General features: G+C 72.4%; 16 protein-coding genes. 6 read left to right on the top strand and 10 right to left on the bottom strand.

The genetic code is table 11. From position 1 onward, the window contains the following. Positions 1-47 precede the first annotated feature (47 nt). A complete protein-coding gene (locus tag IE94_RS0111030) occupies positions 48-1,562 on the bottom strand; it encodes an MFS transporter (RefSeq protein ID WP_030181776.1) in 1,515 nt (504 codons plus the stop codon). 141 nt (positions 1,563-1,703) lie between these two features. Between IE94_RS0111030 and IE94_RS0111035 the strand changes: the two genes are divergently transcribed. Beyond that, the gene (locus tag IE94_RS0111035) at positions 1,704-2,162 is read left to right on the top strand and encodes an RpiB/LacA/LacB family sugar-phosphate isomerase (protein WP_030181778.1); all 459 of its coding nucleotides are present in this window, start codon (positions 1,704-1,706) and stop codon (positions 2,160-2,162) included. Positions 2,163-2,177: 15 nt separating this feature from the next. On the opposite strand, the gene rocD is transcribed toward IE94_RS0111035, so the two are convergent. The 3 genes from rocD to IE94_RS0111050 all read right to left on the bottom strand — a co-directional run bounded on the left by rocD (position 2,178) and on the right by IE94_RS0111050 (position 4,875). Continuing rightward, the gene (rocD, locus tag IE94_RS0111040) at positions 2,178-3,401 is read right to left on the bottom strand and encodes an ornithine--oxo-acid transaminase (RefSeq protein ID WP_030181781.1); all 1,224 of its coding nucleotides are present in this window, start codon (positions 3,399-3,401) and stop codon (positions 2,178-2,180) included. Further along, on the bottom strand, positions 3,398-4,246 hold the full coding sequence (gene ddaH / locus IE94_RS0111045; RefSeq protein WP_030181782.1) for a dimethylargininase: 849 nt from the start codon (positions 4,244-4,246) through the stop codon (positions 3,398-3,400). Before ddaH ends, rocD begins: the two co-directional genes overlap by 4 nt. A 125-nt stretch (positions 4,247-4,371) precedes the next feature. Then, on the bottom strand, positions 4,372-4,875 hold the full coding sequence (locus IE94_RS0111050; protein ID WP_030181783.1) for an Lrp/AsnC family transcriptional regulator: 504 nt from the start codon (positions 4,873-4,875) through the stop codon (positions 4,372-4,374). 77 nt (positions 4,876-4,952) lie between these two features. Here IE94_RS0111050 and IE94_RS0111055 point away from each other — a divergent pair, with 77 nt between their 5' ends. From IE94_RS0111055 to IE94_RS0111070, 4 genes are read left to right on the top strand one after another with little or no spacing between them, the layout of a single operon-like run. Then, entirely contained in the window at positions 4,953-5,714 is a 762-nt protein-coding gene (locus tag IE94_RS0111055; protein ID WP_030181786.1) for a LytR/AlgR family response regulator transcription factor, read from the top strand. A gap of 3 nt (positions 5,715-5,717) precedes the next feature. Next, complete coding sequence (locus tag IE94_RS0111060; RefSeq protein WP_030181788.1) at positions 5,718-6,113, top strand: hypothetical protein; 396 nt, start codon at positions 5,718-5,720, stop codon at positions 6,111-6,113. 28 nt (positions 6,114-6,141) lie between these two features. After that, positions 6,142-8,175 carry a sodium:solute symporter family transporter gene (locus tag IE94_RS0111065; protein ID WP_425337960.1) on the top strand — a complete coding sequence of 678 codons (2,034 nt, stop codon included), beginning with the start codon at positions 6,142-6,144 and terminating at the stop codon, positions 8,173-8,175. An 8-nt stretch (positions 8,176-8,183) separates the two neighbouring features. Beyond that, on the top strand, positions 8,184-9,410 hold the full coding sequence (locus IE94_RS0111070) for a sensor histidine kinase (RefSeq protein ID WP_030181792.1): 1,227 nt from the start codon (positions 8,184-8,186) through the stop codon (positions 9,408-9,410). On the opposite strand, the gene IE94_RS39080 is transcribed toward IE94_RS0111070, so the two are convergent. From IE94_RS39080 to IE94_RS0111095, 5 genes are all read right to left on the bottom strand, one after another. Beyond that, positions 9,376-9,546: a hypothetical protein gene (locus IE94_RS39080; RefSeq protein ID WP_016325678.1), complete on the bottom strand. Its 171-nt coding sequence runs from the start codon at positions 9,544-9,546 to the stop codon at positions 9,376-9,378. The genes IE94_RS0111070 and IE94_RS39080 overlap by 35 nt on opposite strands. 92 nt (positions 9,547-9,638) lie before the next feature. Next, positions 9,639-10,589: a cytochrome c oxidase assembly protein gene (locus IE94_RS0111080; RefSeq protein ID WP_030181803.1), complete on the bottom strand. Its 951-nt coding sequence runs from the start codon at positions 10,587-10,589 to the stop codon at positions 9,639-9,641. 200 nt (positions 10,590-10,789) lie between these two features. Then, on the bottom strand, positions 10,790-11,815 hold the full coding sequence (locus tag IE94_RS0111085; protein ID WP_030181805.1) for a 6-phosphofructokinase: 1,026 nt from the start codon (positions 11,813-11,815) through the stop codon (positions 10,790-10,792). A gap of 166 nt (positions 11,816-11,981) precedes the next feature. Next, positions 11,982-12,710 carry a type 1 glutamine amidotransferase gene (locus tag IE94_RS0111090; protein WP_030181807.1) on the bottom strand — a complete coding sequence of 243 codons (729 nt, stop codon included), beginning with the start codon at positions 12,708-12,710 and terminating at the stop codon, positions 11,982-11,984. A gap of 23 nt (positions 12,711-12,733) precedes the next feature. After that, positions 12,734-13,972, bottom strand: a complete 1,239-nt coding sequence (locus IE94_RS0111095) for a Mur ligase family protein (RefSeq protein ID WP_030181809.1) — start codon at positions 13,970-13,972, stop codon at positions 12,734-12,736. 179 nt (positions 13,973-14,151) lie between these two features. Here IE94_RS0111095 and def point away from each other — a divergent pair, with 179 nt between their 5' ends. Next, a complete protein-coding gene (def, locus tag IE94_RS0111100) occupies positions 14,152-14,691 on the top strand; it encodes a peptide deformylase (protein WP_030181812.1) in 540 nt (179 codons plus the stop codon). Positions 14,692-14,734: 43 nt separating this feature from the next. Here def and IE94_RS0111105 read toward each other — a convergent pair whose 3' ends face one another. Beyond that, entirely contained in the window at positions 14,735-15,391 is a 657-nt protein-coding gene (locus IE94_RS0111105; RefSeq protein ID WP_030181814.1) for a TetR/AcrR family transcriptional regulator, read from the bottom strand. Between the last annotated feature and the right edge of the window lie 15 nt (positions 15,392-15,406).

Genomic DNA, 15,406 nt, shown 5'->3' on the forward strand with positions numbered 1-15,406 from the left:
TTCGCACCGAACCCCACCGCCCCCGGCGTGTGCCCGTGACCGCGGTGTCAGAACTTCGGCGTCGGCGCCTGCGCCTCGACCAGTTCCGCGGCCTCCTCCTCGGTCCCCACCGACGGCGGGGAACCCGCCAGGGGCTTCTGGGCCGTCTCCTTCATGCAGGCCACGGCCACCACACCGACCAGCGCGGCGGCCATCGAGTAGTAGGCCGGCATCATGTCCGAGCCGGTCACGCTGATCAGCGCGGTGATCACCAGCGGCGTGGTGCCGCCGAAGAGGGACGCCGACAGGTTGTAGCCGACCGACAGGGACCCGTACCGGACGTTGGTCGGGAACATCGCCGGGAGCGCCGCCGACATCGTGCCCAGCAGGCACACCAGCGACAGTCCGAGCATCAGCATGCCGCCCGAGACCGCGAGCAGACTGCCCTCCTGCACCAGCAGGAAGGCCGGGGCGGACAGCACGAAGAAACCGATCATGCCGGTCATCAGGACGGGCCTGCGGCCGAAGTGGTCGGACAGCCGGCCCACCTGGTTGATGATCAGCATCAGCAGCACCATGGTCGCCACCAGGATCAGCAGCCCGTGGCTCTCGCTGTAGTCCAGCTCGTCCGACAGGTACGTCGGCATGTACGACAGCAGCATGTAGTCGGTGATGTTGTACGCGCCGACCAGCGCGATGCACAGCACCAGCGAGCGCCAGTGGGTGCGGAAGATCTTGGCGAGGTCGCCCCTCGCGGTGGTCTCCACCGCGGTCGCCGCCTCGGAGATGTGGACGTTGGAGTCCTCCAGCTTCAGGAAGGCGGGCGTGTCGTCCAGCCTCAGCCGCAGATAGATACCGACCACGCCGAGCGGCGCCGCGACCAGGAAGGGGATCCGCCAGCCCCAGGCGTCCATCGTGTCGCTGCCCAGCCCCGCCGTCAGCGCGGTGACGAGACCGGCCGCACCGGTGTACCCGGCCAGCGTCCCCAGCTCCAGGAAGCTCCCGAAGAAACCGCGCCGCTTGTCGGGCGCGTACTCGGCGATGAAGGTGGACGCGCCGCCGTACTCGCCGCCGGTGGAGAAGCCCTGGAGCAGGCGGAACAGGATCAGCAGCAGCGGCGACCAGAAGCCGATCGCGTCGTAACTGGGGATGAACCCGATGGCGGCCGTGCCGATCGCCATGAGGATCATCGTCAGCGCCAGCACCTTCTTGCGGCCGATCCTGTCGCCCATCGGGCCGAAGACCATGCCGCCGATCGGCCGCACCAGGAACGCCACGGCGAACGTGGCGAACGAGGAGAGCAGCTGCGCGGTGTCACTCCCGGACGGGAAGAACACCCGGCCGATGGTGCCCGCGAGGTAGGCGTAGATGCCGAAGTCGAACCACTCCATGGCATTGCCGAGAGAGGCCGCCTTCACGGCCCTCTTGACCGCGGCCTCGTCCGTCACGGTGATGTCCGACCGGCGCAGTCGGGGATTCTTCCGACGCCTGATCGCCCGGAACAGGGCGGGGTGGCGGCGGACCGCCGCGGCGTCGGTCTCCGGTCCGTTCTCGGTGGGGGACGTGGCGGCCTCCCTTTCCACGCGCAGACACTCCGGACGGAGTCCTGCTCGGTCGTACGTCTTTCAGCTCGTACCCGTTCCCCCGATGATGCTGGGTATGGTCGTGACGTCGGTCATGTGGTTGAGCCGATGAGGTGAGCGGCCGGTGAGTACGCTTCGCACATGCGCATCTCCGTCTCCTCCGACATGGACGAACCCGTCGCCCGGCTCCTCGTCGAGGAACTGCGCGGTCGCGGCCACGAAGTGCGCGCGTACGGCGCCCTGAGCCCCGGCGCCGACCCCCGGTGGGCGGCCTGCTCCGAGCAGGCGGCGCGCGAGGTCGCCGAGGGCCGGGCCGACCAGGCCGTGGTGTGCTGCTGGACCGGCACCGGCGCGTCCATCGCCGCCAACAAGGTGCCGGGTGTCCGCGCCGCCCTCTGCGCCGACGCGTACACCGCGGACGGCGCCCGCCGCTGGAACGACGCCAACGTGCTCGCCCTGAGCCTGCGGCTGACGTCCGGGCCGCTGCTGCGGGAGATCCTCGACGCCTGGTTCGCGGGCGGCCCGGGCGAGGCGGCCGAGGACCGGGACAACCTCGCGTACGTCGAGCGGCTCGACGAGGACCGCCGAGCCGCTCGGTGACCCCCGGGAGACGGGTCAGAGGGTCAGGACCTTCTCCAGCGTCCCGAGGGCGCCCGTCAGCTCCTCGGCCGTGACGGTCAGCGGCGGGGCCAGGCGGATCGTGGAGCCGTGGGTGTCCTTGACGAGGATGCCCTCCCGCATCAGCCGCTCGCTGACCTCGCGCCCGGTGCCCAGCGCCGGGTCCACGTCCACGCCCGCCCACAGCCCCCGCGCCCGGAAGCCGACGACGCCCCTGCCGACCAGGGCGGCGAGGCCCTCGCGCAGCACCGCGCCCAGCTCGGCCGCCCGGCGCTGGAACTCGCCGGTCTCCAGCAACTCCACCACCGCCGTGCCCACCGCGGCGGCCAGCGGATTGCCGCCGAACGTGGAACCGTGCTCGCCCGGGTGCAGCACCCCCAGCACCTCACGGCTGCCGACCACCGCCGACACCGGGACGATGCCGCCGCCCAGCGCCTTGCCGAGCAGCACCAGGTCCGGCACCACCGACTCGTGCTCGACGGCCAGGGTGCGCCCGGTGCGGCCCAGCCCCGACTGGATCTCGTCCGCGACGAACAGACAGCCCCTGCGCCGGGTCAGCTCCCGCACCCCGGCCAGATAGCCGTCGTCGGGGATCAGCACGCCCGCCTCGCCCTGGATCGGCTCGATCAGCACGGCCGCCGTCGTCTCGTCGACCGCCGCCTCCAGCGCGGCCAGGTCGTTGTACGGGACGACCCGGAAGCCCGGGGTGAAGGGGCCGAAGCCGGAGCGGGCCGTCTCGTCGGTGGAGAAGCTCACGATCGTCGTCGTACGGCCGTGGAAGTTGTCCGCGGCGACCACGATCGTCGCCCGGTCGGCCGGGACGCCCTTCACGTCGTAGGCCCACTTGCGGGCCACCTTGATGCCGCTCTCGACCGCCTCCGCGCCGGTGTTCATGGGCAGCACCATGTCCGTGCCGGTCAGGGCGGCCAGCCGCTCGGCGAAGCCCGCGAGCCGGTCGTTGTGGAAGGCGCGCGAGGTGAGGGTCAGTCGGTCCAGCTGGCGGTGGGCCGCCTCGGTCAGCGCGGGGTGGCGGTGGCCGAAGTTGAGCGCCGAGTAACCGGCCAGCATGTCCAGGTAGCGGCGGCCCTCGACGTCCTCGACCCAGGCGCCCTCGGCACGGGCCACCACGACGGGCAGCGGGTGGTAGTTGTGCGCGAGGACGGGCTCCTCCGCGCGGATCAGCTCCTTGGAGCCGCGGGCGGTGCGGGCGGGTGCGGTCATGAGCGGGACTCCCGGATCTCCTGGGTGCAGCACTTGATGCCGCCACCGGCCTTGTGGAACTCGGACAGGTCGACGGGGACGGGCACGTAGCCGCGGCCGGCGAGCCGCTCGGCCAGTTCCCCGGCCTCGGGGGCGATGAACACGTGCCGTCCGTCGGACACGGAGTTGAGCCCGAACGCCAGCGCGTCCTCGCGGGTGGCGATCACCGCGTCCGGGTAGAGCCGCTCCAGCACCTCGCGGCTGCCGGGCGAGAAGGCGCCGGGGTAGTAGGCGATGTTCCCGCCGTTCCCCTCTCCCTTCCCCGTCCCGTCGTCGAGCACGAACAGCGCCGTGTCCAGGTGGTAGAAGTACGGGTCCACCAGGGTCAGCGAGATCACCGGCACGCCGAAGAACTCCTGCACCTCGCGGTGGGCCGCACGGGTGGTGCGGAACCCCGTGCCGGCCAGGATCCAGCGGCCCGCCGGGACCAGGTCGCCCTCGCCCTCGCAGACCGACTCGGGATGCTGGACCTCGAAGCCCTCCGTCTTGAACCACGCCTCGAAGGGCACGGACTCGGGACGCCGCTCGGGCGCGTGGAAGAGGGAGCCGAACACCCGGCCCTCGACCACGACCGCGCAGTTCGCGGCGAAGACCATGTCGGGCAGTCCGGGAACCGGCGCCACGGTGTCCACGGTGTGGCCGTGGGCACGGTAGGTTTCGACCAGCGCCTGCCACTGGTCGAGGGCGCGGACGACGTCGACCGGTCGGCCGGTGCTCATCCACGGGTTGATCGCGTACTGCACGGCGAAGTGTCTGGGTTCGCAGACGAGGAAGCGCCGCCGGCGCGGCACACGGGACTCGGTCACAGAGGGGTACCTCCGCTTTTCACGGTGTGTGACGGGGTGTTGACTCCACGGTAGGAAGCGACGCCCGAGCCCGACAAGCGCTGAAAGCTGCGTGTTCCCGCAGGATCGCTGCGTTGTACGCCCGGTCAGCGCAGTTCTGCTGCGCCCTTCGGGGCAAGCAGGGCGGCTCCCGCCTCAGGACTGTCCGGGATCAGGTGGGACAGCACCATCACACTGATCGTCTTGCGGATGAACGGCTCCGCACGAATCCGCTCCAGCACCTCCTCGAAGTGCTCCACGTCCCGCGCCCGCACGTGCAGCAGCGCGTCCGCGCCACCGGTCACCGTCATCGCCGCGGTGATCTCCGGGTAGCCCCGCACCACCTCCGCGAGCCGCCGCGGCGGCGCCGCCCCCTCGCAGTACACCTCCACGTACGCCTCCGTGCGCCACCCCAGCGCCGAAGGCCGCACCGTCGCCGTGAAACCGGTGATCACGTCGGTCTCGCGCAGCCGGTCCACCCGGCGCTTGACCGCCGTCGAGGACAGTCCGATCTCCGCGCCGATCTCGGCGAAGGACGTCCTGGCGTTCTCCATCAGGGCGGTGACGATCTTCCGGTCGAGTTCGTCGAACGAAGCGGGCCTGCTGTTCATGCGGGCACTGTATCCAGGGGATACCGGCACGTCGCAGGCGTGTGCAGGCGCGCGGATCGCCCCTACACTCCACGTTCATGCTGCGCGCCCTGGCTGTCGACGACGAACGCCCCACGCTCGAGGAACTCGTGTACCTCCTGAACGCCGACCCCCGGATCGGCTCGGCGGAGGGAGCGAGCGACACGACCGAGGCGCTGCGCCGCATCAACCGGGCCCTGGAGTCGGGCCCCGACGGACCGGACGCCATCGACGTCGTCTTCCTCGACATCCAGATGCCCGGCCTCGACGGGCTGGACCTCGCCCGGCTGCTCACCGGCTTCGCCCGGCCGCCGCTGGTCGTGTTCGTCACCGCGCACGAGGACTTCGCCGTGCAGGCCTTCGACCTCAAGGCCGTCGACTACGTGCTCAAACCGGTGCGCAGGGAGCGGCTGGCGGAAGCGGTGCGCCGGGCCGCCGAACTGGGCGGCGCCGCCACCGTGCCCGCCCCGCGCATACCCGTCCACGAACCCGACCCCGACCACATCACCGTGGAGCTCGGCGGCGTCGCCCGCTTCGTCCCCGTCGACGACATCACCCACGTCGAGGCCCAGGGCGACTACGCCCGCCTGCACACCGAGCGCGGCAGCCACCTCGTCCGCATCCCCCTGTCCACCCTGGAGGAGCGCTGGCGCGCCCGCGGCTTCGTCCGCATCCACCGCCGCCACCTCGTCGCCCTGCGCCACGTCGGCGAACTCCGCCTCGACGCCGGTACCGCCAGCGTCCTCGTCGGCACCGAGGAGCTCCAGGTCAGTCGGCGCCACGCCCGCGAACTGCGGGACCTGCTCATGCGGAGGCCGTGAACCGTGCCCCAGGACCCCACCGAGCGCCGCGTCACCGTCACCGGTCCGCCCGGACGCGCCCTGCCCCACGCCCGGCTCCGCTCCCGCGGCCGGCACCCCCAGGCGCTGGGCCACTACCGCCCGCGCACCGAGATCGACGAGCAGACCACCCTCGGCCACACCTACGTCCGCTCCCTGATGCGCAGCCAGCTGCGCGCCGGTCTCACCGCCCTCGCCGTCCTCGGCCTCCTCGTCGGGCCGCTGCCCCTGCTGTTCGCGGCGCTGCCCGACGCCCGCCGCCTGGAGTGGGCCGTCCTCGGCTTCGGCCTGTACGCCCCTCTGGTCCTGCTCGCCCGCTGGTACGTCCGCCGCGCCGAGCGCAACGAACGCGACTTCGTGCGGCTCGTCGAGGACCGATGACCATGCCGGACGAGGCCCTGAAGACACCATGAACTCCAGCTACGCCATACCCGCCGTCGCCCTCGTCGTCGTGGCCACCGTCCTCGTCGGCGCCTTCGGCCTGCGCATCTCCCGCACCACCTCGGACTTCTACGTCGCCTCCCGCACCGTCGGCCCCCGCCTCAACGCCGCCGCCATCAGCGGCGAGTACCTCTCCGCCGCCTCCTTCCTCGGCATCGCGGGACTGGTCCTCGTCCAGGGGCCCGACATGCTCTGGTACCCGGTCGGCTACACCGCCGGGTACCTCGTCCTGCTGCTCTTCGTCGCGGCCCCGCTGCGCCGCTCGGGCGCCTACACGCTGCCCGACTTCGCCGAGGCCCGGCTGGCCTCCCAGGGAGTGCGGCGGCTCGCGGGGGCCTTCGTGGTCGGGGTCGGCTGGCTGTACCTGCTGCCCCAGCTCCAGGGCGCCGGGCTGACGCTGAGCGTGCTCAGCGGGGCGCCCGACTGGCTGGGCGGGGTGATCGTCGCCGTCGTCGTCGCCGCCATCGTCGCCGCCGGCGGCATGCGCAGCATCACCTTCGTCCAGGCCTTCCAGTTCTGGCTCAAACTCACCGCCCTGCTCGTCCCGGCCTTCTTCCTGGTGCTGGCCTGGCAGGCCGACGGCGCCCCCGGCCGCCCCTTCGACGAACCCGCGACCTTCCGCGAGCAGCGCTCCGTCCGGGTCGACGACGGCCTCACCCTGAAGCTGGAGGAGCCGCTGACCGTCACCGTCGACGGCACCGTGGACGGCCGCGCCCACGACGGGGACCGCGTCGCCCTGCCCGCCGGCACCCACCGCATCGAGGCCGGCGCCCGCCTCACCTTCGCCGCGGACACCCCCGTACCGGCCGCCGGACACGGTGCCGACGACGCCCTGTCCCCGTCCCGGGCCGAGAGCCGCACGGAACGCCCGCTGTACGCCACGTACGGCCTGATCCTGGCCACCTTCCTGGGCACCATGGGCCTGCCGCACGTCGTGGTCCGTTTCTACACCAGCCCGCACGGCGTCGCCGCCCGCCGCACCACCGTCGCCGTGCTCGGCCTGATCGGCGCCTTCTACCTGCTGCCGCCCCTGTACGGCGCCCTCGGCCGCCTCTACGCCCCCGAGCTGACCCTCACCGGGGACGCCGACGCCGCGGTCCTGCTGCTGCCCGACCGGGTGATCGGGGGAGTGGGCGGCGACCTGCTCGGCGCGCTGGTCGCGGGCGGGGCGTTCGCCGCGTTCCTGTCCACCGCCTCGGGGCTCACCATGGCCGTGGCCGGCGTCCTCACCCAGGACGTGCTGCCGTCCCGTGCCGTGCCGCACTTCCGGCTCGGCACCCTGCTCGCCATGGCCGTGCCCCTCGCGGCGAGCGCGCTGGTCGGCGGGCTGCCGGTGGCCGACGCCGTCGGCCTCGCCTTCGCCGTGTCGGCCTCCTCCTTCTGCCCGCTGCTCGTCCTCGGCATCTGGTGGCGGCGACTGACCCCGCCCGGCGCGGCCGCCGGGATGCTGGTCGGCGGCGGTTCGGCCCTGCTCGCCGTCGCCGCCACCATGGGCGGCTTCCCGGGCGGCGGAGGCTCGCTGCACGCGCTGCTGGCCTGGCCCGCCCTGTGGTCGGTGCCGCTGGGCTTCCTGACCATGGTGCTCGTCTCCCTGGCCACCCCCGGCCGGGTGCCGGCCGGGACGGCGGCGATCCTGGCCCGCTTCCACCTGCCGGAGGAGCTGGGCACGGAGGAACTGCCGACGGGCGCACTGCCCACGGACGCACCGCGCACGGACACATCGCGCACGGACGCACCGCGCACGGACGCACCGCGCACGGGCACATCGCGCACGGACACGTCGCGCACGGACGCACCGCGCACGGACACGTCGCGCACGGACACGTCGCGCACGGACACGTCGCGCACGGACACGTCGCGCACGGGCACATCGCGCACGGGCACATCGCGCACGGGCACATCGCGCACGGGCGCACTGCCCACGGACGCACCGCGCACGGACGCACCGCGTACGGGCGCACCCGAGGCGGCGGCCGACCCGCGCAGGGAGGCGACGCGATGAGCGGATCCCTGGGGGGGTTCCTGGCGGGCCTGGCCGTGGCCCTGCTCCCCCTGCTGGCCGCCGGCTTCTGGCTGGGGCGGCGCACGGCCCGCCCGCAGCACCTCGGCGGTCTGGGCACGCCGGTCGAGCACGCCACCTTCCAGACCCTGCACACCGCCTCCCTGGCCACGCCCCCGCTGCGGGCGGGCCTGACCGAGGAGACCGCCGGGAAGTCGGCCCGCAAACTGCGCTCCCTGCTGGGCACGGACGCGCTGTGCCTGACCGACCTCAAGGAGGTCCTGGTCTGGGACGGCGTGGGCACCCATCACCGCGCCGAGATCATGGAACGACTCGCCGGGCCGCTGGAGACCGGCCGCGGCGAGGCCTTCCGGCTCACCTGCGACACCCCGGACTGCACGGTGCGCTGGGCCGTCGTCGCCCCGCTCACCGTCGACGACCGGGTGCACGGCGCCCTCGTCGCCTGCGCGCCCCGCGAGTCCGCCGTCCTGGTCCGGGCCGCCGGAGAGGTGGCCCGCTGGGTCTCCGTCCAGCTGGAGCTGGCCGACCTCGACCAGTCCCGCACCCGGCTCATCGAGGCCGAGATCAAGGCGCTGCGCGCGCAGATCTCCCCGCACTTCATCTTCAACTCGCTCGCGGTGATCGCGTCCTTCGTGCGCACCGACCCGGAGCGGGCCCGCGAGCTGCTCCTGGAGTTCGCCGACTTCACCCGCTACTCGTTCCGCAGGCACGGCGACTTCACCACCCTCGCCGACGAGCTGCACGCCATCGACCACTACCTGGCGCTGGTGCGGGCCCGTTTCGGCGACCGCCTCGCCGTCACCCTCCAGATCGCCCCCGAGGTGCTGCCGGTCGCGCTGCCCTTCCTCTGCCTCCAGCCGCTCGTCGAGAACGCCGTCAAGCACGGCCTGGAGGGCAAGGCCGACCGGTGCCGCATCCAGATCACCGCCCAGGACGCGGGCGCCGAGGCCCTGGTCGTCATCGAGGACGACGGTGCCGGCATGGACCCGGAGCTGCTGCGCCGCATCCTCGCGCGCGAGGTGAGCCCGTCGGGCGGCATCGGGCTGTCCAACGTCGACGACCGCCTCCGCCAGGTCTACGGAGACGACCACGGCCTCGTCATCGAGACGGCCGTCGGCGCGGGCATGAAGATCACGGTCCGGCTGCCGAAGTACCAGCCGGGCGTGCACTCGGCGGGGCGGCTCAGGCGCTCCGCGTGGCCACCAGCCCCAGGGTGATCAGACCCAGCACGACCCAGCCGAACCACAGCCAGCCGTTGCTGCCGAGCGCCACCGTGTAGGCCGTCACCGCGACGAGGCCGCCGATGGTCAGCGCCCCCATCGTCTTTGTCGAACTGTCCGTGGAACCGGGCATCGCAACACCCTCCTCGTGGTCCGCTCCCCCCTATGGTGCCCCGGTTCCGGCTCCGGAGGGGTGCGGACGACGAGATGCGTGCCCGTTTGCGCTCAGCCGCCGCGTGTGTTCAGCGAGGCCAGGTAGGCGTTGTACGCCGCCAGCTCCTTGTCGCCGTCGCGGTCGGCGGCCCGGTCGCTGCGCCGGGCCTGGCGCTCCTCCGAGGCGTACCACTGGAAGAGCAGCGCCAGCAGCACCAGCACGGACGGGACCTCGCTGAAGGCCCAGGCGATGCCACCGGCCGCGTTCTGGTCGGAGAGCGCGTCGATGCCGAGCGAGGCGGGCGGGTTCTTGAACGTCTCGACCATCGGCGAGGAGGCCATCATCAGGGCGATGCCGAAGAACGCGTGGAACGGCATGCCCGCGAACAGCTCCAGCATCCGCATCAGGTAGCCCGGCCGGTGCGGGCCCGGGTCCACGCCCATGATCGGCCAGAAGAACACCACGCCCACCGCGAGGAAGTGCACCATCATCCCGATGTGCCCGGCCTGGGAGCCCATCAGGGTGTCGAAGAGCGGGGTGAAGTACAGCGCGTACAGGCTCGCGATGAACAGCGGGATGGTGAACGCGGGGTGTGTGATGATCCGCATGTAGCGGCTGTGCAGCAGCATCAGCAGCAGTTCGCGGGGGCCCTTGCGGCCACGGCCCGCCGGGGGCAGCGCGCGCAGGGCCAGCGTGATCGGGGCGCCGAGCAGCAGCAGGATCGGCGACACCATGCTGATCACCATGTGCTGCACCATGTGCACGCTGAACATGACCATGCCGTAGTCGTTGAGCTTGGTGCACATCATCAGGGCGATGCTCAGCACACCGGCCACGAAGGCCACGGTCCGGCCGACCGGCCACTTGTCACCGCGCCGCACCAGACGGGCGACGCCCCAGCCGTACAGCGCCAGTCCCAGGAGGCAGGCGATCAGGAAGAAGGGATCCGCCGACCAGGCGAGACCTCGCCCCAGCGTGAACGGCGGCAGATCCATCGTCATGCCGTGCCCGCTGTGATCCATCCGCCCGCTCCTGTTTCGTGGGGGTTGAGCGCGGTTGAACGCCGCTTGTCCGAAGCAAGCGTAGAACCGCCCCCGGGGCCATCTGCGACCGGGGGGCGGCGAAAGCGCCTCGAAGGGGCGCGGGGCTGTATCAGTCTGCGGCTCCGCCGCGTGGGCGCGAGCAACCACGTACCAGCCGCAGACGGCGTACTACAGCGACCTCAAAGAACACACTCCGCCTCCGCGTACCGCGCGTCCGGCACCGTCTTCAGGGATTCCACCGCCTCGGCGAGCGACACCATCTCGATGCCGGTCCCCCGCAGAGCGGTCATCATCCCGAACTCCCCGCGGTGCACGGCCTCCACCGCGTGCCACCCGAACCGCGTCGCCAGCACCCGGTCGTACGCCGTCGGCGTGCCCCCGCGCTGGACGTGCCCGAGTATCACCGGCCGGGCCTCCTTGCCGAGCCGCTCCTCCAGCTCGATCGAGAGCTGGCGGGCGATCCCGGCGAAGCGCTCGTGACCGTAGACGTCCTTGCCGCCCTCGTCGAAGTCCATGGTGCCGGCCTTCGGCTTGGCGCCCTCCGCGGCCACCACGATGGCGAACCGCTTGCCCGCGGAGAAACGCTCCCCGACCTTCGCGGTCAACTCGTCGATGTCGAAGGGCCGCTCCGGGACGACGACGGCGTGCGCGCCGGCCGCCATGCCCGAGTGCAGCGCGATCCAGCCCGTGTGCCGGCCCATGACCTCGACGATCAGCACCCGCTGGTGCGACTCGGCGGTGGTCTTCAGCCGGTCCAGGGCCTCGGTGGCGACGGTCACGGCGGTGTCGAAGCCGAAGGTGACGTCGGTGACCGCTATGTCGTTGTCGATGGTCTTGGGCACGCCCACGATCGGCAGGCCGTTGTCGGACAGCAGCCGGGCCGCCTTCAGCGTGCCCTCGCCGCCGATCGGGATGATCGCGTCGAGACCGAGTTCCTCGACGTGGCCGCGGGCCCGCTCGACGCCGTCCCGCAGGTGCTCGGGACGGACCCGGGAGGAGCCGAGGATGGTGCCGCCGAGGGCCAGGATGCCGCCGACCGCGTCGAGGTCGAGCTTGAGGTAGTCGCACTCCAGGAGGCCCTTCCAGCCGTCCCGGAAACCGATGACCTCGTCGCCGTGGTCGACGACGGCACGGTGCACGACGGACCGGATGACGGCGTTCAGGCCGGGGCAGTCGCCGCCGGACGTGAGGACACCAATGCGCATAGCCCGAATTACCTTCTCAACGTGGCACGGGTCCGGACCGCGCTGTCCGGCTCGATCCCCGCCACCCTAGCGGCATCGGGGGGCGGGGCCGAACCGTGCGTCCGCCTACTGGACGAGCCCGCTCACCTGTGCGGACGCGCCATCAGACGGGCCGAGGCCCGGGGTCTCAGGCGGGCTGCTGCGCCGCCGCGATGCGCTCGTTGCGGAGCGCCTCGTACCAGCGGTCGTCGGTCGGCGGCAGCGCGTTGACGTCGAGGGCCAGCTTCAGCAGCAGATCCGCGATCTGCGGGTTGCGGGCCAGCACGGGACCGTGCATGTACGTGCCGAAGACCGTGTCGTTGTACGCGCCCTCGGTGCCGTCCCCCGTGCCGTTGCCGTTGCCGAAGCGGACCTGGGCGAGCGGCCGGGCGCCCGGCCCGACGTGGGTGACGCCCTGGTGGTTCTCGAAGCCGGTCAGCGGGGGCAGGCCGAGGCGAGGGTCGATGTCGCCGAGGACGTCGCCGACGCACCGCGCGCCCTCGCCGCGGGTGGAGACCACGTCGAGCAGACCGAGGCCCGGCTCGCGCTGACCGAGGTCGTTGATGAACTCGTGGCCCAGGATCTGGTAGCCCGCGCAGACCGAGAAGACGATCGCGCCGTTCTCCACCGCCCGGTACAGACCGCCGTCGCGGCGCAGCCGCTCGGCCGCGAGCCGCTGCGGCCGGTCCTCGCCGCCCCCGATGAGGTAGATGTCGCCGGAGGTCGGGATCGGCTGGTCGCTGCGCACGTCGAGCCGGGCCACGTCGAGGCCGCGCTGGCGGGCCCGGCGCTCCACGACGAGGGCGTTGCCCTGGTCGCCGTAGGTGCTGAGCAGGTCCGGGTAGATCCAGACGATCCGCAGTTGGTTGTCGCTCACGAAAATCCCCTGAAGTCTCGCGGTCAGTTGCCGACGCGGCGGCGCAGGTCCTGGAAGGCGGTGTAGTTCGCGATGACCTCGATGCGTCCCGGCGGGCACAGCTGGACCGCCTGGTCGAGGTCCTCGCACACCTGGAACTGCTGGTTCGCGACCTCCAGGCGCACCGCGAGGTCCAGCTTCCGGTCGCCGATCACACAGATCGGGTGGCCGGACAGCCGGGTGTAGTCCACGTCCCACAGCCAGGAGGTGTCGGTGCCGTCGGCGCCGCGCGCGTTCACCGAGAGGATCACCGGGGCCGGGGGCGGGTCGATCAGGGAGAAGGTCTCCAGCCAGCCCGCCGGGTTCTTGGCGAGCAGCAGGCGCAGGTCGCGCCCCTGGAACTGGACCACGTCGTAGCGCCCGGCGACCGCCTGCACCTGGTACATGCGCTCCAGCGCGACCTGCGGCGGCACTCCGAAGACGGCGGCGACGGCGGCCGAGGAGGCGGCGTTGGCCTTGTTGGCACGGCCCGGCAGCTGGAGGTGGATCGGCCAGGCGGAGCCGTGCGGGTCGAGGACGTGGTCGCCGGACAGCGCCCAGCTCGGCGTGGGACGGCGGAAGCCGCACTCGCCGCAGAACCAGTCGTCGCCGGGGCGCTGCATCACGCCGCCGCAGGACGGGCAGGACCAGGCGTCGTCCTTCCACATCTGGCCCGCGGCGACCCAGATCACGTTGGGGGAGGAGGAGGCGGCCCACACCACCAGCGGGTCGTCGGCGTTGGCGACGACCACGGCCTTCGAGCCGGCCAGGCCCTCGCGCCAGTTCTCGGCGAGCATCCGGGTCTCGGCCGCGCGGTCCAGCTGGTCGCGGGAGAGGTTGAGCAGCGCGATGCACTTCGGGTCGGTGGCCTGGGCGACGCCGACGAGGTACTTCTCGTCGACCTCGATGACCCCGTAGCGGGCGTCCGCGCCGCCCGCGAGCGCCGAGGTGATGCCGGCCGGCATGTTGGCGCCGAGGGCGTTGGAGACGACCGGACCGGCCGCCTTGAGCGCCTCGGCGATGAGCCGGGTGGTGGTGGTCTTGCCGTTGGTCGCCGAGACCAGCGTCACGTCCAGGTGCTGGGCGAGCCGGTGCAGGAGGTCGGGGTCGAGTTTCAGCGCGACCCGGCCACCGATCACCGAACCGCTGCCGCGCCCCGCGGCACGGGACGCCGCAGCGACCGCCTTGCCCGCGGTCACGGCGATCTTGGCCCGCGGCGTGAGCGGGTCCGAGTTGCCTGCCATCAGTTCTCGATCCTCCTTGCCGTACGCGCCGCGCCTGAAGCCTGTGAAGCCTGACGGCCACGTGGTGTGGACCTCAGCCTATCGAGATCCATTCGCACTCCCGAATCGCGGCACCGGCCACCGGGTTCCGGCGGTGGGCGCGTGCCGCCGGTGGACACAGGGACCTTACTCTGGCCGCCATGCGACACGGCTCCATCCCGGGCGCCCACGGGCGCGTCCGTCCCCTCAACCTCCTCGGCGACCCCGTCCTGCACGCCCCCTGCGCGCAGGTGACGGACTTCGGTCCGCAACTCGCGGCGCTCGTGGAGGACTTGTTCGCGACCATGTACGCCGCCCACGGCGTGGGTCTGGCCGCGAACCAGATCGGCGAGGCGCTGCGCGTCTTCGTGTACGACTGCCCGGACGACGAGGACGAGCGGCACCTCGGGCACGTGGTGAACCCCCGGCTGGTGGAGACCGGCGGGGTGGTGGTGCGGGGTCCGGAGGGCTGTCTGTCGCTGCCGGGTCTGGAGGCGGGGACCGAGCGGCACGACGAGGCGGTGGTGACGGGGTTCACGCTCACCGGTGAGCCGGTCACCGTACGCGGGACGGGCTTCTTCGCGCGGTGCCTCCAGCACGAGTGCGACCACCTGGAGGGGCGGATCTACGCCGATCGCCTGTCCGGTCGGCGCCACCGGAAGCTGATGCGCCAGGCGGCGCGGGCGTCCTGGCACCGCTGAGCGCCCCGGCGGCGACGAAGCGGCCGCGCGGCGGCCGGGGCGGTCAGAACCCCGGGCCGCCCGCCTTGTCGCCGGCCTCGGCGAGGCGACCCCACAGCAGGTCGGCGAGCGTGCGGACCAACTCCTCCCGGGGGCAGGGCCGTTCGCCCAGCCACCAGTCCCCGGCGGCGTGCATCATGCCGACGATCCCGTGCCCCCAGACCCGGGCCAGCTGCTGGGTGCCCGGTCCGACGTCGAGGCGCTCCTCGATGACCTGGGCCAGCTCCTCGCCCATGCGGCGCAGCAGCGGCGCCGAGTGCCTGCCGACGTCGAAGCCCTGCTCGGACTGGTCGCCCGGGGTGCCGGCGCCCTCCGCCGGATGCATCAGGAAGCGGTACACCTGCGGGCGGGCCTCGATGGCCGCCAGATAGGTGTCGAGGGTGGACTCCACACGCTGCCGCCGCTCCGCCGGGGCGTCCAGGGCGGCCCGCAGCGAGGCGAGGAGGGCGTCGGTGTGCCGGACGGCGAGGGCGGCGTAGAGTCCGCCCTTGTCGCCGAAGTGGCGGTAGAGGATGGGCTTGGTGATGCCCGCCTCGGCGGCGATGGCGTTCATCGAGGCGTGCGGACCGTCGCGCAGCACCACCCGGTCGGCCGCCTCCAGCAGCTCGCGCCGTCTGCGGTCGGCGGACGTCTGCTGATCGGTCCGCTGCGTGGTGTTCATGTGCTCTCCCCACCC

The sequence above is a fragment of the Streptomyces violaceorubidus genome, assembly GCF_000717995.1.
GTDB classification, from domain to species: Bacteria; Actinomycetota; Actinomycetes; order Streptomycetales; family Streptomycetaceae; genus Streptomyces; species Streptomyces violaceorubidus.